This window comes from Burkholderia sp. Bp9143, assembly GCF_003853645.1.
Classification (GTDB): domain Bacteria; phylum Pseudomonadota; class Gammaproteobacteria; order Burkholderiales; family Burkholderiaceae; genus Burkholderia.
Genome location: NZ_QTPO01000004.1, coordinates 119006 through 140597, shown reverse-complemented (window position 1 = coordinate 140597; position 21592 = coordinate 119006). Strand labels below are relative to the sequence as shown.

The window sequence follows — 21592 nt, the reverse complement described above, 5'->3', positions numbered from 1 at the left end:
TTCAATGCAAGATGACATGAGTACGATTCAGGACGTGGCCCGTCATGCGGCCGTTTCGGTCAGCACGGTTTCGAACGTGCTCAACGGCCGCACCGATCAGATGAAGCCCGAGACGCTCGAGCGCGTGAAGGCGTCGATGGATGCGCTGCAGTACCGGCCGAGCACGCTCGCGCGCCAGCTCAAGACCGGGCAGACGCCGCTCGTCGGGTTGCTGGTACCGTCGATGGCGAATCCGATGTATGGCTACATCGCACGCGAGATCGAGGCCTGCGCGCAGGAGCAGTACGGTCATCGCGTGCTGATCGGCAACACATACCGCGATGCGGGCAAGGAGGCGGCGTTCTTCGACGATCTGTTCGCGCACGGCGTGCGGCGCGTAATCGTGATTTCGTCGCTCGCTGACGAAAGCCACCTTGAACGCGCGGCTGAACGCGGGATGACGGTCGTCAGCTACGATCGCCGCGCGACGCCCGGCGAGCAATCGAAGGTCGATCACGTGACGGCCGACAACGAGGCGGCCGCGCGGCTCGCGACCGGCTGCCTCGTCGCCGCGGGCCATGCGCGGCTCGCGTTCGCGACGGTGGCCGGCATCACCGTGAGCCGCAGCGACAAGATTCGCGGCTTTCTCGCGGTGGCGCGTGACGCGGGAGCCGACGGGCAAGTGCTCGACGGCGGTCCGGCGAACGAATATGGCGACGCGGTGATCGTCGAGGTCGGGCGTGCGCTCGGCGCCGCGCTCGCGGCCGATCCGGCGCGGCCGACCGGCATCGTCGCGGTCAACGACCTGTTCGCGCTCGGCCTGATGGCCGGGCTGCGCGACGGCGGATTGCGCGTGCCGGACGATGTGTCGGTCGTCGGGATGGACGGCCATTTCCTGTCGGCGATCTCGTGGCCCGCGCTGACCACGGTGCAACTGCCCGTCACCGACATGGCCGCGGAGATGGTGCGGCGCGTGATGCGGCACGATGGCGACACGTCGTCGTCGGAGCCGGGGCAGTGCGTGTTCCCGGGCGTCACGCTCGTCGAGCGCGCATCGGTCGCGCCGCCGCCGCGCGCGGTCGAATCGAAGGGAGACAACGCATGACGCGCGTCTACGTGACCCATCCGTCCGGGATGCTCGATTACTACTTCGGTGCGAAGGCGCTGCGTGCGTTGCAGGCGATCGCGGACGTCACATGCAATCCGTACGACCGGGAGCTCGGCACGGACGAGCTGATTGCTGCCGCGCAGGGATGCGACGCGATGATCGCGTACCGGCAGACACCGGCGCCGCGCGCGCTGTTCGCGGGATTGCCCGTGCTCGCCGCGTTCCTGCGTTGCGCGGTCGACATCCGTACCGTCGATGTCGGCGCGGCGAGTGAGTTCGGCGTGCTGGTCACGCAGGCGAGCCCCGGGTTCGGGCCGGCCGTCGCGGAGTGGGTGATCGGTGCGATGATCGACCTCGCGCGCGGTATCGGCGGCTATGTGGATGCGTACCATCGTGGCACGCCGCCGCTGCCGCGGATGGGCCGCGAATTGCGCGGCAGCACGCTGGGCATGGTCGGCTATGGACAGATCGCGCGCCATCTTGCGCCGATCGCGACGGCGTTCGGGATGCGCGTGCTCGTGACCGATCCGTACGTGCGGGTCGATACTCCGTCGCTCGAGCAGGTCGATTGCGCGACCTTGCTGCGCGACGCGGATTACGTCGTGTGCCTCGCGCCGGCGACGCCGGCCACCGCGAACCTGTTCGATGCGCGCGCGTTCGCCGCGATGAAGCCGGGCGCGTGCTTCATCAATGCGTCGCGCGGCGAGCTCGTCGACGAGCAGGCGCTTGCCGACGCGCTCGCCGGCGGCCGGCTGGCTGGTTGCGCGCTCGATGTCGGCCGCGCGGCGGACCAGATGCCGACGCCCGAACTCGCCGCGCATCCGCGCGTGATCGCCACGCCGCATATCGGCGGGCTGACGCGGCCGGCGGTCGAGCACCAGGCGCTGGAGACGGTCGACCAACTCGCCGCGCTGCTCGATGGACGCGTGCCGAAGGGCGTGGTCAACGTCGAGCATGCGACGCGGCTCGAACGCTGGCGGTCGGTCGACGCGTCCGCCGCATCGGGTGCACGATGACGCGCGACGACGTCGGCATGCGGCTGGCGCACGCGTGCGATTGCCATATCCACATCTACGACGATGCCTATCCGCTCGCGCCGATGGCGACGTTCCGCCCGCCACATGCGCCGGTGGACGCGTATTGCCGTGTGCAACAGGCACTCGGCCTCGCGCGCGTGGTCGTCGTGCAGCCGACCGGTTATGGCTTCGACAATCGCTGCACGCTCGATGCGCTGGCCGCGCTGGGCCCGCAGGCGCGCGGCGTCGCGACGTTGCCGGTCGATGTGCCGGATGCCGAACTTGAGCGGCTGCACGCGGCGGGCATCCGCGGCGTGCGGTTCATGACACTGTCGGGCGGCGTCGCGCGCTGGGACGATCTGGAGCGGGTGGCCGCGCGAATTGCGCCGCTCGGCTGGCACATCGACCTGCAGCTCGACGGCCGGACGCTGCCCGACGTCGAGCCGATGCTGGCGTCGTTGCAGGCGCCTGTCGTGATCGATCACACGGGCAAGTACCTGACGCCGGTGGTACCGGATGCGCCGGCGTTCGTTGCGTTGCGGCGCCTGCTGGATCGCGGCCACGTATGGGTGAAGCTGTCCGCGCCTTACGAAACCTCGCAATCCGGTGCGCCCGGTTACGACGACGTCGCACGCCTTGCCGCCGTGCTCGCGCGTGAGCATGCGGCGCGCTGCGTCTGGGGCACCAACTGGCCGCACCCGAACGCGTCGCCGGTGCCCGACGATGCGCACCTGCTCGGTTGGTTGCACGCCTGCGCGGCGGACGATGCGGCTAGCCGCGCGATTCTCGTCGACAACCCGGTCGTGCTGTACGGGTTCGACGCGGACGCCCCGATCGGCGCCGCGACGTGACGTCCTGTCGGCCGCGCCTCGGTGACGAGCAATCCTGACCGAGCGCCGCGAATCGCTGCATCGGCAACATCCTTACCGTTCTGAAAGCTGGCGCGCCACGCACGCTTTCAATCGCGAAACGCATCGCACCGCGCCGCGCCGACCGCTTGACGCTGCATGCCGGTCGGCGCAGGATACGTGCGTGCATTTCGAGCGGGGCGCGCTGGCCGCGTGTTCCCGCATCCGCGACGCGCAAAAGAACAATGATGAGCCTTCACGCACTCGTACCGGAATCCCGGCGCCGCAGCCCCCGGCGCGCCGGAGCCACGATTCTCCCGACGCCCGTCGCGTCACGTATCCGTCATCCCGTTTCGTACCGTGCATCGGTACACTTTCCCGTCCGCGCACGGGCCGTGCCGACGAACGGTGCCGATCGGCGCCGCCGCGTCGCGCGGCAGCCTGCCACGCCCGAATACCGTATCGCGCATGACGCTTACACCGGCGTCTCGTGACGCCGCCGCCGCCCGTCCCGCACGCGCGGCGGCACCGGAATCCGAAGCATTTCGATTGAGCATGACGCAGCACACGCACGCAGTTCAGTTCGAGGTTCAAGGAGAAAAACTCATGTCGCAGCTTTCGAATGAAGCAAACGGCAGTTCGGGGAGTGGCAAGGCAAAGCTGATCAAGTGGGCGATCATCATCGCCGGCGTCGCGATCGCGGCACCGGCCGCGCTGTTCATCCTGAAGGGGATGATCGCGCTGATCACGGCGGCCGTGATCGGTCTCGGGGCGATCTATTTCGCGCCTGTCGTCGCGATGAAGTTCGCGAACCAGAAGGTGAAGATGATCGTCGAGGAAGCGCAGTCGAATCCGATCGAGACGCTGATCAACCAGCTCGCGGAAAAGCGCCAGGCGGCGCAGAAGTTCGCGGACAGCATCACCGCATTCCGCACCGAGGTGAAGAACTTCGAGAACAAGACCGAGCTGTTCGAGAAGCAGTATCCGGACGACGCGCCGCGCTTTCGCGCGCAGCTCGACACGATGAAGCAGCTGCTCGCGTTCCGCGAAAGCCGCTACAAGCAGGTGCAGGCCGAACTGAAGAATTTCGCGTTGGCGATCGATCGCGCGAAGGCGATGTGGGACATGTCGCAGGCCGCGCAGCACATGAACAAGCTCGCGGGCCGGCAGACGGCCGATACGTTCGAGCAGATCAAGACCGACGTGGCCGTCGATTCGGTGATGCGCTCGGTGAACAAGGCGTTCTCCGAAATGGAGACGTCGCTGCTGGACAACCCCGAGGTCAAGCAGGCGCAACAACAGGCGGTGATGAACGGCACCCCCGTGCCCGGCCCCGATGCGGCACAGGCCGCCGCACTGCCGTCGAAACAACAATAACTTCCCGCAGGCACGCAACCATGAAAAAACTTCTCGGCGCAGTCGTGTTCCTGGTGGTGCTCGTCGGCGTATGGATCGTCCACCAGGGCGGCCTGTCGACGCTGATTCCCGCGCATGATGCGGCCCCGACCTCGACGTCCGCGCAAAACGGCGACGCGGGCCAGCCCGCGCAGCCGTCGGCGTCGGGCAACGTGCTGCCGGCCGGCTTCACGCCGCAGGCCAGCACGCTGAAATCGATCGCCGAAAACGGCATCGTGCGGGTCTCGGTGCAGAACCCGAGCGAGCCGTTCTTCGGTGAGGACAAGGGCGCACCGCACGGCTTCAACGTCGAATTCGCGCGGCTGCTGTTCGCGGACCCGTCGTTCTCGCACGGCGGCAAGCCGGTCGTCGTCGATACGCGTCACGAAGTCGATACGTACCCGGGCGTGCCGAAACAACTGCTCGACACCGATGCGAAGGGCAACCATGTCGTCGACGTCGCGATGGACGGGCTGACGTTCCCGGACAACACGCCGGCAGGCGTCGTCTACTCGGTGCCGTACGTCGACGATTTCGGTTATTCGCTGATCGTGCGGCAAGGCTCCGCGATTCGCTCGGCCGACGATCTGGTCGGCAAGACGGTCGGCATCCTTAAGGGCGATCCGGACGTGCGTGCGTTCGTCACGCGCCAGTATCCGAACGTCCGGTTCGTCGAGGTCGACGATTCCGATCCGGCATTCATCGCGAAGAGCCTCGACGGCCATGCGGTCGACGCGTTCATCTACGACTATCCGTTCGCGGTCAGCTCGATCAAGGGCACCGACCTGAAGTTCGCGGTGACCAAGCTCGACGGCTCGAACATCGCGTACAAGATCGGCGTGCGTGCCGACGACCAGGATCTGCTGATCTACCTGAATGCCGCGATCGCGAAGCTCAAGCAGTCGCCGCAGTATCTGGACCTGCTGCGCAAGTATTTCGTCAGCGACCAGACGATGACGACCGCGGCCGCATCCGGCGAGCACACGTACGTGGTGAAGGCGGGCGATACGCTGAACCTGATCGCGGCGAGCAAGCTCGGCAGCGGCCAGCGCTATCGCGAGATCCAGCGCCGCAACAACCTCGCGAACCCGAACCTGATCCTCGCCGGCCAGCATCTCGTGATTCCGGTCCGGTAGGCGCGCGTGCAGCGAAGAAGGTGAAGCAGAGGACGGTGAAGCGACGCGCGGGGCCCGGCGGAGAGAATCCGCCGGGCCCCGCGCCGTTCTGCATCAGTGCGTGATCGACAGGAACAGGTAGGCGGCGAACAGCGACAGGTGCACGACGCCGTGCAGCACCGTCGTGCGTCCCTGGCTGAGCGTCAGCGTGCTGACGAGCAGCGTCAGCGACAGCAGCACGGTTTCCATCGCGCCGATGCCGAGCGTGAGCGGCTGGCCGACCCAGATGAACACGGCCGCGACGGTCGGGATCGTGAGCCCGATGCTCGCGAGGGCCGAGCCGAGCGCGAGGTTCATGCTGGTCTGCAGACGGTTCGCCCGCGCGGCGGTGACGGCCGCGAGCCCTTCGGGCAGCAGCACGAGCGCGGCGATCACGATGCCGACCGCGGCTTCCGGCGCGCCGAGCTTCATCACCGCATGCTCGACGGCCGGCGACAGCAGCTTTGCGAGCAGCACGACCGCGACGAGGCTCGCGAACAGCAGCACGAGGCTGATCAGCGCGGTGCGGCTGCTCGGCGGCGCCGCGTGCACCGATTCGTTCGCGCTGTCGTGCTCGGTGAGGAAGTAGTCGCGGTGGCGCACGGTCTGCACGAACACGAATGCGCCGTACAGCACGAGCGACGAAACACCGGCGAACGCAAGCTGCGATTTCGAGAAGAACGGGCCCGGCGCGGCGTTCAGGTAGTTCGGCATCACGAGCGACAGCACCGACAGCGACGCGAGCACCGCGAGCGCCTTGCTCGCGCCGCGCCCCTGGAAATCCTGCTCGCCGTGCTTCCACGCACCGACCAGCAGGCAGAGGCCGACGATGCCGTTGCAGATGATCATCACGGCGGCGAACACCGTGTCGCGCGCGAGGCCCGATTTCTCGGGACCGGCGCCGAGCATCACCGACACGATCAGCGCGACTTCGATGACGGTCACGGCGACCGCGAGCACGAGCGTGCCGAACGGCTCGCCGACGCGGTGCGCGACGACTTCGGCATGGTGGACGGCGGCGAATACGGCGCCGGCGAGCGCGGCGGCGAACACGGCGATGACGAGGCCTTCGGCCGGCACGACGCGCGACAGCGCGAGTACCAGCCACGCGGCAAGCGGGGCCACGAGGGTCCAGCGCGGGAGCTGGTTGGACGAGAGCGGCATGGAGGGTTTCCTTATGCGAGTGGCGGCGCGCGACGCGCCGTCACGGGTTGACGAAGCCCGGCCGGAAAATCCGCCGAACGAGGACGATGAAACTGATGGGCGGCAGCACGGCGCTGTGCTGCCTCGGGTTCGCCACCGTGAGGCGGCGAGCGGCGCGGGCGGGCCGAGGCCCGTCGCTGGATGAAACGGTTCGATGCGACCGGGTGCGGATGGCGGAGCGCTTGCACGTGACGACAAACGGGCCGGCGGTTCTGAATCGACCCCGAAATGGCGCGGACGATGGACGGCAGCGGCGTGACACGCGGTTTCCCCCTGAAATCCGGCGGTTTGTCGAATTTTATCAGGCGTTTGGGGGACACTATCTCATATTCGAACGATTTCATTGACCTTTCGGTTTGCAAAAAGTGCCCCGATCGTTCGATTTTTTTGTTTTTGCAGTTTTCGTAACGGTCTCTTGCACGACATATTCGGGCTCGCCCTGACATAAATCTACCGACCGGTCGGTTTATAATCGCTCGCACTTCCACTTCATGACGGATCGCAAGCGATGGCTGTTTCTTCTGCACATTCGGTGAATTCGGGCGCGCTCGCGCAGTCGGCGGTCGTTGGCGTGATCGGCGCGGGCGCGATGGGCGCGGGCATCGCGCAGGTTGCCGCGGCGGCCGGCCATGCGGTGCTGCTGTACGACCTGAACGAGACGGCGTGCGACAAGGCGCTGGCCGGCATCCGCGCGCAGTTCGCGCGGCTCGCGGAGAAAGGCCGGATGGCGCCGGCGCAGGCCGATGCGGCCGGCAGCCGGATTCGCGCGGTGCGCGCGCTGGCCGATTTCGCCGGCGCCGCGCTGATCGTCGAGGCGGCGGCCGAGCGGCTCGACGTGAAGCGCGAGATCTTCGCCACGCTCGAGCGTCATGTCGACGACAGCTGCGTGCTGGCGACCAATACGTCGTCGATCTCGATCACGTCGATCGCGGCCGGGCTGCGCGCGCCGCAGCGCGTGGCCGGCCTGCATTTCTTCAATCCGGCGCCGCTGATGGCGCTCGTCGAGGTGGTCAGCGGGCTCGCGACCGCGCCGGACGTCGCGCAGGCGCTGTACGACACGGCCGCCGCGTGGGGCAAGCGGCCGGTGCTGGCGAAATCGACGCCGGGCTTCATCGTGAACCGCGTCGCGCGGCCGTATTACGCGGAGGCGCTGCGCGTGCTGAACGAGCAGGGCGGCACGCCGGCCTCGATCGACGCGGTGATGCGCGACGCCGGCGGCTTCCGGATGGGGCCGTTCGAGCTGATGGACCTGATCGGCCACGACGTGAACTTCGCGGTGACCGAGTCGGTGTTCCGCGCATACTTCAACGATCCGCGCTACACGCCGTCGCTGATCCAGCAGGAACTCGTGAACGCGGGCTTCCTCGGTCGCAAGTCGGGGCGCGGCTTCTATTCCTATGCGGACGGCGCGACGCCGCCCGCGCCCGAGCTCGAAGCGCCCCGCGACGCGCCGGTCGACGTCGCGCTGTTCGCGCAGGACGGCCCGGCCGCCGCGCTGCATGCACGCTTCGCCGAACGTATCGCCGGCGCACGGCAGAACGGTGCGCATGCCGACGAACTGCTTGCCGTGGCCGGTCACGTGTCGATCGCGCTGACCGACGGCCGCACCGCGACGGTGCGCGCCGCGCAAACCGGCGTGGCCGACCTCGTGCTCGTCGATCTCGCGCGCGATTACGCGCAGGCCGGGCTCGTCGCGCTGACGCGCGCGCTCCAGTGCAGCGACGCCGCCTACGCGGATGCGGTCGGCCTGTTCCAGCAAGCCGGTTTCCGGGTCGTCGGCGTCGCGGACGTGCCGGGCATGGTCGCGATGCGCACCGTCGCGATGCTCGCGAACGAGGCGGCCGACACGGTGAACCAGGGCGTGTGCTCGCCCACCGATCTCGATCTTGCGATGGAGAAGGGCGTGAACTACCCGTGCGGCCCGCTCGCATGGGCCGATGCGATCGGCATCGGCCGCGTGCATCGCGTGCTGTCGAACCTCGCGGCGAGCTACGGCGAGGACCGCTATCGCGTGTCGCCGCGCATCGCCGCGCTGCACGCGGCCGGCCGTACGTTCCGCTAGCCGCCGGCCGCGTCACCCGGATCACCCGCATCACGATAACGACATCACTCCATTGGAGGAGCACCCCGATGACTCACCTGACGCATCCCGCCGCCGCCCTCGAGCCGATCGAGACCGCCAGCCGCGACGAACTGCAGGCGCTGCAGCTCGAGCGCCTCAAGTGGTCGCTGCGCCACGCGTACGACAACGTCCCGCACTATCGCCGCACGTTCGACGCGGCGGGCGTGCACCCGGACGACCTGAAGACGCTCGCGGATCTCGCGAAATTTCCGTTCTCGACCAAGAACGACCTGCGCGACAACTACCCGTTCGGGCTGTTCGCGGTGCCGCGCGAGCAGGTCGTGCGCGTGCATGCGTCGAGCGGTACGACCGGCAAGCCGACGGTGGTCGGCTACACGGCGCGTGACATCGACACGTGGGCGAACGTGACCGCGCGGTCGATCCGCGCGGCCGGCGGCCGCCCGGGCGACACGCTCCACAACGCATTCGGCTACGGGCTCTTCACGGGCGGCCTCGGGATTCACTACGGCGCGGAGCGGCTCGGCTGCATGGTCGTGCCGATGTCAGGCGGGCAGACCGAGAAGCAGGTGCAGCTGATCCGCGATTTCGAGCCGAAGATCATCCTCGTCACGCCGTCGTACATGCTGAACCTGATCGACGAGATGGTGCGGCAGGGGATGGACCCGGCCGAGTCGTCGCTGAAGATCGGCATCTTCGGCGCGGAGCCGTGGACGCAGGCGCTGCGCGAGGAAGTGGAGACGCGCGCGGGCATCGACGCGCTCGACATCTACGGGCTGTCGGAAGTGATGGGCCCGGGCGTCGCGTGCGAATGCGTCGAGACGAAGGACGGCCCGGTGATCTGGGAAGACCATTTCTATCCGGAGATCATCGATCCCGTGACCGGCGAAGTACTGCCGGACGGCAGCGAGGGCGAGCTCGTGTTCACGTCGCTGACGAAGGAAGCGATGCCGGTGATCCGCTACCGCACGCGCGATCTCACCGCGCTGCTGCCGCCGACCGCGCGCGCGATGCGCCGGCTCGCGAAGATCACGGGCCGCTCCGACGATATGCTGATCGTGCGCGGCGTCAACGTGTTCCCGAGCCAGATCGAGGAAATCGTCGTCGCGCAGACGAAGCTGTCGGGGCAGTTCCAGATCACGCTCTCGCGCGCCGGCCACATGGACCGGCTCGATCTCGCGGTCGAACTGCGCTCCGAGGCCGCCGCGTGCGTGACCGACGACGAGCGCGCGGCGATCGCGCGCGAGCTGCAGCACCGGATCAAGACGATGATCGGCGTGTCGGCCGGCGTGACGGTGCTCGCCGCGGGCGGCATTCCCGCGAGCGCGACCGGCAAGGCCCGGCGCGTGATCGACCGCCGGCAGGCCGCCTGAGTTTCGCCGTTCCCTGTTCTACCCCGAGGAAACCTGTTCGATGGATGAATTGAAGACCCTGGCCGTCGCCGTCGATGCGCGCGGCATCGCGACCGTCGCGCTGCAGCGTGGCGACGTGCTCAACGCGTTCGACGAGACGATGATCGCCGAGCTGACCGACGCGTTCACCACGCTCGGCGGGCGCGACGACGTGCGCGCGATCGTGCTGCGCTCGGACGGCCGCGCGTTCTGCGCGGGCGCCGATCTGCAGTGGATGCAGCGCGCGAGCGCGAACGACGCGGCCGCGAACCTGCGCGACGCCGAGCGGTTCGCCGCGATGATGCGCGCGATCCGGCAGTGCCCGAAGCCGACGGTCGCGCGCGTGCAGGGCCACGCGTTCGGCGGCGGCGTCGGCCTGTGCGCGGCCTGCGACATCGTGATCGCGAGCGATCACGCGCGCTTCTCGGTCAGCGAGGCCCGTTTCGGAATCCTGCCGTCGGTGATCGGCCCTTATCTGGTCGAGGCGGTCGGCCAGCGCCAGGCGCGCCGGCTCGCGCTGACCGCGACACAGCTCGCAGCCGGCGAAGCCGTCGCGATCGGGCTGATTCATCAGGCCGTGCCGCTCGACGCGCTCGACGCCGCACTCGACAAGACGCTCGCCGAGCTGAGCCGCAACGGCCCGAACGCGCTGATGGAGATCAAGCGCTTTTTCGACGCGATCGGCGAGTATCCGCCGTCGGACGAACGCGCGGCGTTCACCGCGCAGACGATCTCCCGCGTGCGGGCGACGCCGGAAGCGAAGGAGGGCTTCGCCGCGTTCTTCGCGAAGCGGCCGCCGGCGTGGGAGCCGGGCGCCGAATAAGGCGGCGGCGCGGCGCGGCGGCCCGGGGCGCGATTTGCGTCTCGGGCGCGGGCGCTTGCTCTACAATGCGTGACCCCCGGCGCGCCGCCGGCCCAGCCCCGACCGCTTCTTCGCTTCCGATGATCGTCAATCGCCTTATCTCCGAGATCCTGTTCGGTTTCACCGGCCTGATCGGCATCATCAATCCGATCGGCATCGCGTTCCTGTTTCTCGAACGCACCGAGGCGCTGACCGAGCACGAGCGCAATCTGCTTGCGAAGAAAGTGGCGTTCAACGCGTTCATCGTGCTGCTGGTCGCGTTCTTCGCCGGCACGCCGGTGCTGCATTTCTTCGGGATCTCGATGGAAGCGCTGCGGATCGGCGGCGGCTTCGCGGTCGCCGTCGCGGGCTGGCAGATGCTGAACGAGCCGGACGGGCCGGCGGGCGGCGGCGATACGCCGGTCAGGCCGATCGACGCGAATGCGATCATGACGCGCGCGTTCTTCCCGCTGACCATGCCGCTGACGGTTGGCCCGGGTTCGATCGCGACCGCGATCGCGCTCAACGCGAACCGCACGCACAAGCTGTCGGAGTTCATGCTGTCGAGCATCGTGTCGATTACCGTCTCCGTACTGGTTGCGATCGTGATCTGGCAGGTCTACAGCCGCTCCGCGCTGCTGTCGCGCTACCTCGGCAGCGAAGGTACCAAGGTCGCGAAGCGCGTGTCGGCGTTCCTGCTGCTGTGCATCGGTGTGCAGATCATGCTGACCGGATTCTCCGAATTCCTGCAGCCGATCGCCGACCAGATCAAGTAACCCGTTCATCCCTCGCGCGTGACCCGGCCCGGCGCGACGCGTCCGGGCTGTGGGGCGCGTTCGTCCGTTCATCTTGCCGGGCCGCCGGCGGGCGCACCGATACGCGTTTGCGCATCGCGGGATACCATGCGACGTCCGGCTGATGCATGGCGCGGCGTTCGTGCCCGGCGCACCGAACCGTGCCGCGCATCCGGCCGCAACCCCCACCTTCAATGACGAGGCGCGCGATGGAATACGTGAAATTCGGGTCGACCGGGATGGACGTGTCGAAGCTGGTGCTGGGCTGCATGACGTTCGGCGAGCCGTCGCGCGGCACGCACCCGTGGACGCTGCCGGAAGCGGACAGCCGTCCGATCATCCAGCGCGCGATCGAGGCCGGCATCAATTTCTTCGATACCGCGAACATGTATTCGGACGGCACGTCCGAGGAGATCGTCGGCCGCGCGCTGCGCGACTTCGCGAAGCGCGACGACGTGGTGATCGCGACCAAGGTGTTCTACCGGATGCGGCCGGGGCCGAACGGCGCGGGGCTCTCGCGCAAGGCGATCATGACCGACATCGACCAGAGCCTGAAGCGGCTCGGCACCGACTACGTCGACCTGTACCAGATCCACCGCTGGGATTACGGCACGCCGATCGAGGAGACGCTCGAGGCGCTGCACGACGTCGTGAAGGCCGGCAAGGCACGCTACATCGGCGCGTCGTCGATGTTCGCGTGGCAGTTCGCGAAGGCGCTGTATACGTCGAAGCAGAACGGCTGGACCCGCTTCGTCAGCATGCAGAATCACCTGAACCTGCTGTATCGCGAGGAAGAACGGGAAATGCTGCCGCTGTGCGAGGCCGAAGGCATCGCGGTGATTCCGTGGAGCCCGCTCGCGCGCGGCCGGCTGACGCGCAACTGGGACGAGTCGTCCGGCCGGCAGCAGAGCGACGAGGTCGGTCAGCGGATGTATGACGCGACGGCCGATGCCGATCGCGCGGTCGTCGAGGCCGTCGCGGCAATCGCCGCCGCGCGCAACGTGCCGCGCGCGCAGGTCGCGCTCGCGTGGGTCGCGCACAAGCGCGGCATCACCGCGCCGATCGTCGGCATCTCGAAGCCGCATCATCTCGACGATGCACTCGGCGCGCTGGAACTGAAATTGACGGACGATGAAATCGCGGCGCTCGAAGGCCCGTACGTGCCGCACGCGGTGGCCGGCTTCAACTGAGTTCGACCGAACGAAACCGGCGGGATGCCGCCGCCGCGCACGGCGTTCAGCGCGCGGTGGCGAGCATCGGGTAGGTGAACAGCCCGAAGTGGATCACGTTCAGCCCCGCATGCGCGAGCGCGGATGCGAGCAGCCCGCCGCGCCGCCATGCCAGGCCGTAGCCGACGCCGGCCACCGTGCCGAGCACGATCCAGGGCCAGCCGCCGGCCGCGTGCGCGGCGCCGAACAGCACCGCGCCGATCGCGAGCGCGGCCCACGGCCCCCAGCCGAACCGGCCGAGCACGCGCGTGAGCCCGCCTTGGACGTAGCCGCGAAACAGCGCTTCCTCGGCGAGCGTGACGAGCAGCACGTTGTTGACGAGCCACATCCAGCCCGACGCCGGCCATTTCGGCGCCCAGCCGACCATGCCGAACGCGAGCGCGCCGGCCAGGCAGGCCGCCGCCGTCGCGACGGCCGCCACGGCGCCCGCGCGCAGCGCGCGCGCCGGCGGAACGTCCGGCGCGACCCACGGCAGCGCCCACAGCAGCCACAGGCCGACCAGCGGCTTATCGAAATTCAGGTACATCGTGAACGGCACGGCGTCCGGCGTGAAGCGCGTCGGCTCGATCACGCGCGGATTGTGGAAACCGGGTATGAGGTGCAGGCTCAGCGCGATTGCGAGGGCGGCAAACACGACGTGCGCGACGATCCGCACCGCGAGCGGACGGTCCGGCGCGACGCCCCAGGCGGCAGCCACGAGCAGCGCGAGCGGCGCGAGCACGATCGGATCGAGCTTGCCGAACGCCAGCGCGCCGGCATAGCCGAGTGCGGCCAGGGCGATGCTCAGGACGTGCAGCGGGCGCTGCCATGCGAACGCGGCGGCCGCGAACAGCGCGAGCCAGATCGTGGCAGACGGGAGAAGCGAAAGAGACATGGGGCGATGCATGGGGCGAACGAGACGCCGCGCATCATACCCTAGTGACGGTGACGTACCGCCGGGCCGGCCGCGCGGGGCGGGGCCGGCGGTCAGCGGCCGGCGATCTCGGTGACGCCGTCGCGGGACGGGATGTCGACGCTGTTGCGCTCGCGCATCCGCCGCCGGTACCAGAAGGTCCAGAGCAGCAGGGTGCCGAACACCGAGTAGCCCATGATCGGCGACACGACGAGCACGCGCTCGACGGGCCAGGTGACGACCATCCACAGGCGCAGCAGCATCTCCAGCGTCATGCATGCACCCCACACGAAGGTCATCAGGCGGAGCATCTGGCGCAGCCCCGGCTGTTCGGCCCAGACCGTCTCGAAACGCGCGGCGCCGCCGGCCGTCTCGCGCGCCACCGTCGCACGTGCGAGATAGAAGATCAGCGGGCGATCGCGGAACAACGACAGCAGGAACACGACGCCGATCGTGCCGGACGCGAGCGATTCGCGCATCAGCAGCGTGCGCGCGCTGCCGCCGAGCGCCATGCCGGCGATCGACAGCGCGATGCCGAGCAGCACGACGGCGGCCACCGCATCGACGCGGCGCGAGCGGATGAATTCGACGACGGACCAGACGATGGGCGGAATCGCCGACGCGTACAGCGCGCCGGTTTCGCCGAAATACGGATGCGCGACCCGGTATGCGACCCAGGGCAGCAGCAGGTTGACGACGAGTTCGAGGATCAGGCCGGCTCGTGGTTTCACGGAAGCGGGCGCGCGGGTGGCGCGCGGAGCGGTGATGTCGCTTCGAGTATATCCAAGTCCGACCCCGCGCGTCGCGCCCGGCGCGGTTGTGCTCGCACCGAAAACGGGCGCGTCACGCGCCGGCCGGACGGCCGGGCCGCGCCAGGGCTGCCCCGGCACCGTTCGGCGCCGCGTCCGGCCGCCAGGCGGCCGTCATCGCCCGATCATCGTTGGGTCAGGCGGTCGCGGGCTGGACGATGATCTTCACGTTCCGGTCCTTGTGGTTGACCAGCTCCTCGAAGCCGTGCGTGACGATGTCGCCGAGCGTGATCCGGCCGGTGATCAGTGGCTGCACGTCGATGCGGCCGTCCGCGATGAAGCGGATCACGTCCGCGAATTCGCCGTTGTATGCCAGCGAGCCGATCACTTCCTTCTCGGTCGACACGATGTCGAAGAAGTTGAACGACGTCGGTTCCTCGAAGATGCCGACCATCACCGACTTGCCGGCCTTGCGGATCACGTCGATCGCGAGCTGCGCGGTGGCCGTGTGCCCGATGCACTCGAACGACACGTCGGCACCGTAGCCGCCCGTCAGCGCCTTGACTTCGGCGATCGCGTCGCACGCCTTCGGGTCGATCACGGCCGTCGCGCCGACCTCCAGCGCCTTCTGCTTGCGCGCGGCCGACATTTCCAGCGCGATCACGCGTCCGGCGCCCGCGGCCTTCGCGCACATGATCGTGCACAGGCCGATCGTGCCGGCGCCGACCACGACGACGGTCTGGCCAACGATGTTGCCGGCCTTCTTCACCGCATGCAGCCCGACCGCGAGCGGCTCGATCAGCGCGCCGGCCTCGGTCGGGAAGTTGTCGGGCAGCTTGTACAGCAACTCGGCCGGCACGTTCACGTATTCGGCGAACGCGCCGTTGTTCATCAGACCGGTGAACGCGAGGTTTTCGCAGATGTTGTACAGCCCGTGCCTGCAATACCAGCAGGTGCCGCAATGCTGGCACGCGTCGGCCGTCACGCGGTCGCCGACCGCGAAGCCCGTCACGCCGGTGCCGAGCGCCGCGATCTCGCCGCTGAACTCGTGACCGAGGATGCACTGGCCCTTCAGGCCCGTCAGCGGATGCGGCGCGTCGACGGGGATGAACACGGGCCCGGCGACGTACTCGTGCAGGTCCGAGCCGCAGATGCCGCACCAGTGCACGCGGATCTGGACCCAGCCGGCCGGCGGGTGCGCCGGAACGGGAACCTCTTCGACGCGGATGTCGTTGCGGCCGTGCCAGACGGCGGCCTTCATGCTGGGTGCGGTGTTCAGTGCCGGTGTACTCACGTTGCTGTCTCCGTCAGGTTGTCGTCGGACGCGCGGCACGGGGCCGGTGCGTCCGTCGCGCGATTGCGCGAGCGATCGATATGCAGGAACGGGGCCAGCTTGAAAGGGCGGCGGTGTGGCACTGGAAACGGGCGGACGGTGTGCGGTGCAGCAGGTCGCCGTGCATTGAAATCGTGCGGTATCGCGTGAATCGCGCGTGGAATTTGCTGCGATTGCGACGGAGTGGCTCGCGTGAGACGCCGGGACAGTCGTCTCAGCCGTTTGAGACGAAACGCGAGACGCGCGGGTCGGTCGGGGACACCGTCACCGTCGTCGTTTCGGTCCATTGTGGCGATCGGCGAAACACATCGTTGCGCACGTTCCCTCTTTACTTGAAGTTAACTTCAATTTGTATCATCTGCGGCAGTCCGATCGCGTGCGGTGCCGGCGGCGGCCCGTTTTCAATCTTCACGGAATGTCGTCGAGCATGTCGAACTTCATCGAAAGCCTGATCTTCGAATACGTGTCGTACCACATGCTGGTAGCCGACGAGCGGGATGCGACGCCGTCGCCGGCCGAGGTCGGGATGGTCCGGCCGTCAGCGAGCGCCGCGCGCGCGTCGGTTCCGGAGCCTGTCGGACCAGGCGTTTCACCGTTGCGACCGCAACTGTTCGTCACGGTCCTGGAGGCCGGCGACGACGGCTTGCTGGTGCGCTGGAGCGAAAGCGGGCGCTGCCATTACGGCGAGCAGCGCTGGCGCTTGCGGGTCGCGTTGCAGCCGGGCCGCTGCGCGATCTCGGGGCAGGCGATCGAACCGGGCGAGCCGGTGTACCGTCCGGTGCGGCGGCCGGTGCCCGTCAACGGCGACGAGATGATCCGCCCCGCGTCGGTGCCGGGCGCGGCCGGCGCCGCGCATCATGTCGCGCCGGCCTGCGGCGAGGCGGCGGATCCGGCCGACGTCCTCGGCTGAGCGCGGCCGGTTGCGCCCGCGCGTTACTTGAGATCCTTCCGGTACTGGATGAACCCCGCGTTGTTCGCGAGCTTGTCATACAGCGCGCGGGCGGTCGTATTGGTTTCGTGCGTGAGCCAGTACACGCGGTTCGCACCGGCTTCGCGGGCCCGCTCGAACACGGCCTCGATCAGCGCGCCGCCCGCGCCCTGTCCGCGTGCGTCGGCCGCCGTGAACAGGTCCTGCAGATAGCAGTACGGCCCTTCGGTCCAGCACGAGCGGTGATAGATCGCGTGCACGATGCCGACCAGCGTACCCGACGCGTCGAATGCGCCGAGCACGAACATCGGCTCGGCGGGATCCATCAGGCGCGCCCACGTCGTCGCGAACACGGCGTCGCTCAGCGCGGTCTCGTAGAACGTCTGGTAACCCTGCCACAGCGGGCGCCACGCGGCTTCGTCGGCGGCCACGAGCGGCCGGACCGTGACGCGCGTCGCGTCGTTCGTGCGGCCGGCCGCGTCGCGTGCACGCGCCTGTGCGTGGCGGATCGCGACGAGCGACTCGCGCTGCGCGCCCTGCGCGTCGAAGTTCTCCGGCGCGAGCCATGCTTCGAACGCGGCGCGCACGTCCGGCCATTCGCCGTCGACGATCGAGAACCACGCCGTATCGCGATTGCGGCCCCTGTAGATGATCGCCTGCCGGAACGTGCCTTCGTAACGGAAGCCGAGCCGCGCGGCCGCCTTGCGCGACGGCTCGTTGAGGTCGTCGCACTTCCATTCGTAGCGCCGGTAGCCGAGCGTGTCGAACGCGTACTTCATCAGCAGGTATTGCGCTTCGGTCGAAATCGGCGTGCGCTTGAGCAGCGGCGAGAACGTGACGGAGCCGACCTCGATCACGCCGTTGGCCGGATCGATGCGCATCAGCGCGAGCGTGCCGACCGCGCGGTTCGTCGCGCGGTCGATCACCGTGTAGTGCAGCGGATCGGCGCTCGCCGCCGCGCCGCGCGCGTAGTCGCGGTAGCCCGACTCGTCGGTGTACGGACCGTGCACGAGATAGGTCCAGTCGCCGCCGTCGGCCGCCTGCGCGTACGCGGCGTACAGGTCGGCGGCATGGCGGTCGGCGTCGAGCGGTTCGAGGCGGCAGTAGCGGCCCTCGAGCACGATGCGCTCCGGGCGCGGGCGCGCGGACCAGTCGGGAACGGGGTGGCCGATGGGCTGCTGGAAGTCGTTGGTGAGCGTGGACAAGGTCGATCTCGCTTCGGTTGGCGGCCGGCGACATACCGGCATGCAGACGATCGTAGTCCCGGCGAGGTACCATGAGAAGCGCCAGGCAATGGCAAATTTATGGTGCCACGAAGGTGCGGTGACGGCGCCACGACTGACGCGCCATGTACCGAGACTTCCACGCCGCGATACCCCGATGACGACTGCCTTTCCTTCCGGCGCCGCGCCGCTGTTGCCGCTCGACGCGCCGCTCGCGCGCACGGCCGGTGCGCCTTCCTTGCAGCGGCAGTTGCTGCGCCGCGTGCGCGACGCGATTCTTGGCGGCGCGATGCCGGCCGGCACGCGGCTGCCCGGCACGCGCGCGCTGGCCGAGACACTCGGCGTGTCGCGCAACACGACGGCAGCCGTCTATGAACAACTCGTCGCCGAAGGCTTCCTGCAATCCGATCGTCGCGGCACGCGCGTGGTCGGCCTGTCGCGGCCGGCCGCGCCGCGCCGGCGGGCCGCACCGCCGGCCGTCGCGCAGCGGCTCGGCCGGATCCGCCCGAGCCTGATCGGTACCGGCGAATCGGAAGGCTTCCGGCCGGGCGTGCCCGCGCTGTCGCATTTCCCGGTCGATGCGTGGCGGCACGCGATCGACCGCGCGCTGCGCCGCGCCGGCCGCGACCTGCTCGCGTACGGCGACCCGCTCGGCGAGCGCGCGCTGCGCGAGTCGATCGCGCGCCATCTGGCCGTGACGCGCGGTGTGCGCTGCGATCCCGAGCAGATCGTGATCACCGAAGGCGCGCAGGGCGCGATCGCGCTGTGCGCGCAGCTGCTGACGAATCCCGACGACACGGTCTGGGTCGAGGAGCCCGGCTATCGCGGCGCGCGCACCGCGATGCAGGCGGCCGACCTCGAGGTGCTGCCGATGCCAGTGGACGCGGAGGGGCTGCGCGCGGAAGACACGGACTGGCGCGAACGGACGCCCCGGCTCGTCTACACCACGCCGTCGAACCAGTTCCCGACCGGCGCGGTGCTGTCGATCTCGCGCCGCCTCGCGCTGATCGATGCCGCCCGCCGGCATCGCGCGTGGATCATCGAGGACGATTACGACAGCGAGTTTCGGCATACCGGCGAGCCGATCGGCGCGTTGCACGGGCTCGCGGCCGATTCGCCGGTCGTCTATCTCGGCTCGTTCAGCAAGACGATGTTTCCGGCGTTGCGGATCGGTTTTCTTGTGCTGCCCGACGCGCTGCTGGCCGCGGTGCGGCCGGCGCTGCCGGAGATGCTGCGCGGCGGGACGCGCCACGTGCAGCTCGCGCTCGCCGATTTCATCGAGACGGGGGAGTACGGGCGGCACCTCGGGCGGATGCGCCGGCTGTATCGCGACCGGCGGCGCCTGCTGCTCGCCGCGCTGGACGACGCCTTCACCGTGCCGCATCAGGTCGAGGGCGGGCCGTGCGGGCTGCATCTGACGCTGCGGTTGCCGGCTCGCTATCGCGACCGCGCGATCGTCGAGGCGGCGCGCGCGCACGGGATCGGGCCGTTTCCGCTGTCGGGGTTTTCGATCCATGCGACGTCGGCGGCCAACGGGCTCGTGCTCGGGTTCGGCAATACGTCGGCCGATGCGTTCGCGCCGATGTTGCGGACGTTGTCGACGATCGCGCATCGGGTCGCGGGCGATTGAATGGCTGCGGCATCGGACGTAGCCCGATCGCCGCGCGGCGCTACTTTTTCAGCATATCGAGCACGGCATCGACCATCGGATGATGCCGGTTCGTATTCCAGACTGCGGCCGCCGTCACGACCATCACCTTCTCCTTCAACGGCCGCACGACGACGTTCTCCGGCGCGAGCTTGCGCGTCGACGCCGGCACCAGCGCCACGCCCTGACCGCAGCCGACGTACGCGATCTGCGACGTCACCGACCGCACCTCGTGAATCACGCGCGGCGTCAGCCCGTGCGCGCGGCAGACCGACGTCAGCATGTCGAAGTAGACCGGGCTGACCTGTCGCGACGACATGATCAGCGGCTCGTCCATCAATGCGCGCAGCCGCACCCGCGGCATCGCAGCGAGAGGATGTTCCTTCGGCAGCGCCACGGCGAGCCGGTCCTCGGTCAGCGGCATCGTCGCGATGCCGTTCGCCACCTCGCCATCGACGCGCGCAAAGGCGAGATCGAGCTCGCCGGCCTCCAGCGCCGGAATCGCGTCGACGCTGTCGATCTCGTTGACGAACACGGTCAGGTTCGGATGCGCGCGCTTGAGCGCGTCCAGTAGCGGCGGCACCGTATCGAGCATCGCGGACGTGATCGCGCCGACGTGCAGCACGCCCGACTGCCCGGCCGCGACCTCGCGCACGACGCGCTGCAGCCGCTCGGCCTGGCCGGCGAATTGCCGCACGGCCGGCAGGATCGCGGCGCCGGCGGGGCTCAGTTGCGTTCCCTGGCGCGAGCGGTAGAACAACTGAATCTTGAGCGACTGTTCCAGTACCTTGATCTGTTCGGTCAACGGCGGTTGCGACATGTTCAGCCGCTTCGCCGCGCGCCCGAAATGCTGCTCCTCGGCGACGGCGAGAAACATCCACAGCTGCCGAATCAGCCGGTAGTCGATCGTGTTGCTCATGGTGGGCATGCCCAGGGGTGAAAGCGCGCGGAAAACGCCGCGGGGCGGGCGGCGCGGCGCGACTTCGTGGCTGCCGGCCGAGCGCGATGGGGTGCTTTTCGTATTCCGGAAATCGTATCACGCAGATACGAAATGCGAAATTTACATACCACGCTGCCGAGGCGACGATGGCCGCACTTCTCAACGGGGATCAGCGTGATGAACCAGCCTTCCTTGCTCGAGCGCCTTGCATCGCTCGACACGAACACCGTATCCGATGCGCTCGACTTTCTCGGCATGCCCGGCGCGACGGTCGGCCTGCGTCCATTGTGGGACTGCCCGAAGATCGTCGGGCGTGCCAGCACGATTCAGCTCGGACCGAAGACGGATGACAGGCCGACCGTGCACCTCATCTCGCCGGTCGTCGACGCCGTCACCACGGACGATCGCGTGCTGGTGATCGCCGGCGGCGCGGACGGCATTTCCTGCTGGGGCGACATCCTGGCCAACGCGGCGACCGCGAAGCGGATTCGCGGCTCGGTGATCGACGGGCTGAGCCGCGACATCGACGGCAGCGAATCGATCGGGTATCCGGTCTACGGGCGCGGCGTCACGATGATCAGCGCGCGCAACCGCGTGATCCAGGTCGCTTCTGGCTCGCCGGTGCGGATGGCAGGCGTGACCGTCCATCAGGATGACTACGTGATTGCCGACCGCTGCGGCACGGTGTTCGTGCCGGCCAGGTATATCGAGGACGTGCTCGATCTCGGCGAGCGCATCGCGAAGCGGCAGGACGGGATGGTCGCCGCCGTTCGCGCGGGCCGCCCGGTCGCGGACGTGATGCACGACAAGGAATTCGAAGCCATCGCGGTGCGCTGACCGC

The 21592-nt window shown here is 68.7% G+C and carries 20 protein-coding genes; 13 read left to right on the top strand and 7 right to left on the bottom strand.

All coding sequences use genetic code 11. The features are described from left to right. Positions 1-4: 4 nt before the first annotated feature. From DIE23_RS04350 to DIE23_RS04330, 5 genes are all read left to right on the top strand, one after another. The gene (locus tag DIE23_RS04350; RefSeq protein WP_124610971.1) at positions 5-1084 is read left to right on the top strand and encodes a LacI family DNA-binding transcriptional regulator; all 1080 of its coding nucleotides are present in this window, start codon (positions 5-7) and stop codon (positions 1082-1084) included. After that, positions 1081-2103, top strand: a complete 1023-nt coding sequence (locus DIE23_RS04345; RefSeq protein WP_124610970.1) for a D-isomer specific 2-hydroxyacid dehydrogenase family protein — start codon at positions 1081-1083, stop codon at positions 2101-2103. Before DIE23_RS04350 ends, DIE23_RS04345 begins: the two co-directional genes overlap by 4 nt. Next, positions 2100-2954 (top strand): amidohydrolase family protein, encoded by an 855-nt coding sequence (locus DIE23_RS04340; RefSeq protein WP_124610969.1) that lies wholly within the window; start codon positions 2100-2102, stop codon positions 2952-2954. The genes DIE23_RS04345 and DIE23_RS04340 overlap by 4 nt, the downstream gene beginning before the upstream one ends. Positions 2955-3557: 603 nt before the next feature. Continuing rightward, positions 3558-4328 (top strand): hypothetical protein, encoded by a 771-nt coding sequence (locus tag DIE23_RS04335; RefSeq protein WP_124610968.1) that lies wholly within the window; start codon positions 3558-3560, stop codon positions 4326-4328. A gap of 20 nt (positions 4329-4348) precedes the next feature. Next, positions 4349-5482 carry a transporter substrate-binding domain-containing protein gene (locus DIE23_RS04330; RefSeq protein WP_124610967.1) on the top strand — a complete coding sequence of 378 codons (1134 nt, stop codon included), beginning with the start codon at positions 4349-4351 and terminating at the stop codon, positions 5480-5482. Between the two features lie 93 nt (positions 5483-5575). Here DIE23_RS04330 and DIE23_RS04325 read toward each other — a convergent pair whose 3' ends face one another. Both DIE23_RS04325 and DIE23_RS39390 read right to left on the bottom strand, forming a co-directional pair. Continuing rightward, on the bottom strand, positions 5576-6664 hold the full coding sequence (locus tag DIE23_RS04325) for a calcium:proton antiporter (protein ID WP_124610966.1): 1089 nt from the start codon (positions 6662-6664) through the stop codon (positions 5576-5578). A gap of 11 nt (positions 6665-6675) precedes the next feature. Continuing rightward, positions 6676-7047, bottom strand: coding sequence for a hypothetical protein (locus tag DIE23_RS39390; protein ID WP_185646382.1), 372 nt, complete (start codon positions 7045-7047; stop codon positions 6676-6678). Positions 7048-7211: 164 nt separating this feature from the next. On the opposite strand from DIE23_RS39390, the gene DIE23_RS04315 reads away from it, so the two are divergent. The 5 genes from DIE23_RS04315 to DIE23_RS04295 all read left to right on the top strand — a co-directional run bounded on the left by DIE23_RS04315 (position 7212) and on the right by DIE23_RS04295 (position 12999). Continuing rightward, on the top strand, positions 7212-8765 hold the full coding sequence (locus tag DIE23_RS04315) for a 3-hydroxyacyl-CoA dehydrogenase (protein ID WP_124610964.1): 1554 nt from the start codon (positions 7212-7214) through the stop codon (positions 8763-8765). Positions 8766-8833: 68 nt separating this feature from the next. Continuing rightward, complete coding sequence (gene paaK / locus DIE23_RS04310) at positions 8834-10156, top strand: phenylacetate--CoA ligase PaaK (RefSeq protein ID WP_124610963.1); 1323 nt, start codon at positions 8834-8836, stop codon at positions 10154-10156. Positions 10157-10196: 40 nt separating this feature from the next. Further along, entirely contained in the window at positions 10197-10997 is an 801-nt protein-coding gene (locus DIE23_RS04305; RefSeq protein WP_124610962.1) for an enoyl-CoA hydratase-related protein, read from the top strand. A 119-nt stretch (positions 10998-11116) separates the two neighbouring features. Then, positions 11117-11791, top strand: coding sequence for a MarC family protein (locus DIE23_RS04300; RefSeq protein WP_185646381.1), 675 nt, complete (start codon positions 11117-11119; stop codon positions 11789-11791). Positions 11792-12018: 227 nt separating this feature from the next. Beyond that, complete coding sequence (locus DIE23_RS04295; RefSeq protein ID WP_124610960.1) at positions 12019-12999, top strand: aldo/keto reductase; 981 nt, start codon at positions 12019-12021, stop codon at positions 12997-12999. A gap of 46 nt (positions 13000-13045) precedes the next feature. Here DIE23_RS04295 and DIE23_RS04290 read toward each other — a convergent pair whose 3' ends face one another. The 3 genes from DIE23_RS04290 to DIE23_RS04280 all read right to left on the bottom strand — a co-directional run bounded on the left by DIE23_RS04290 (position 13046) and on the right by DIE23_RS04280 (position 15940). Then, complete coding sequence (locus DIE23_RS04290) at positions 13046-13912, bottom strand: CPBP family intramembrane glutamic endopeptidase (RefSeq protein ID WP_124610959.1); 867 nt, start codon at positions 13910-13912, stop codon at positions 13046-13048. 92 nt (positions 13913-14004) lie between these two features. Then, the gene (locus DIE23_RS04285) at positions 14005-14661 is read right to left on the bottom strand and encodes a VC0807 family protein (RefSeq protein WP_124610958.1); all 657 of its coding nucleotides are present in this window, start codon (positions 14659-14661) and stop codon (positions 14005-14007) included. Between the two features lie 214 nt (positions 14662-14875). After that, complete coding sequence (locus DIE23_RS04280; RefSeq protein WP_124611042.1) at positions 14876-15940, bottom strand: 2,3-butanediol dehydrogenase; 1065 nt, start codon at positions 15938-15940, stop codon at positions 14876-14878. A gap of 499 nt (positions 15941-16439) precedes the next feature. Here DIE23_RS04280 and DIE23_RS04275 point away from each other — a divergent pair, with 499 nt between their 5' ends. Then, positions 16440-16922, top strand: a complete 483-nt coding sequence (locus DIE23_RS04275) for a DUF3331 domain-containing protein (RefSeq protein WP_124610957.1) — start codon at positions 16440-16442, stop codon at positions 16920-16922. Between the two features lie 23 nt (positions 16923-16945). Here DIE23_RS04275 and DIE23_RS04270 read toward each other — a convergent pair whose 3' ends face one another. After that, entirely contained in the window at positions 16946-18145 is a 1200-nt protein-coding gene (locus DIE23_RS04270; protein WP_124610956.1) for a GNAT family N-acetyltransferase, read from the bottom strand. A gap of 175 nt (positions 18146-18320) precedes the next feature. Here DIE23_RS04270 and DIE23_RS04265 point away from each other — a divergent pair, with 175 nt between their 5' ends. Continuing rightward, the gene (locus DIE23_RS04265; RefSeq protein WP_124610955.1) at positions 18321-19793 is read left to right on the top strand and encodes a PLP-dependent aminotransferase family protein; all 1473 of its coding nucleotides are present in this window, start codon (positions 18321-18323) and stop codon (positions 19791-19793) included. Positions 19794-19833: 40 nt separating this feature from the next. Here the strand turns inward: DIE23_RS04265 and DIE23_RS04260 are convergent, their stop codons facing one another. Continuing rightward, positions 19834-20730, bottom strand: a complete 897-nt coding sequence (locus DIE23_RS04260) for a LysR substrate-binding domain-containing protein (RefSeq protein WP_124610954.1) — start codon at positions 20728-20730, stop codon at positions 19834-19836. A 198-nt stretch (positions 20731-20928) separates the two neighbouring features. Here DIE23_RS04260 and DIE23_RS04255 point away from each other — a divergent pair, with 198 nt between their 5' ends. Beyond that, the gene (locus DIE23_RS04255; RefSeq protein WP_124610953.1) at positions 20929-21588 is read left to right on the top strand and encodes an RraA family protein; all 660 of its coding nucleotides are present in this window, start codon (positions 20929-20931) and stop codon (positions 21586-21588) included. Positions 21589-21592 lie beyond the last annotated feature (4 nt).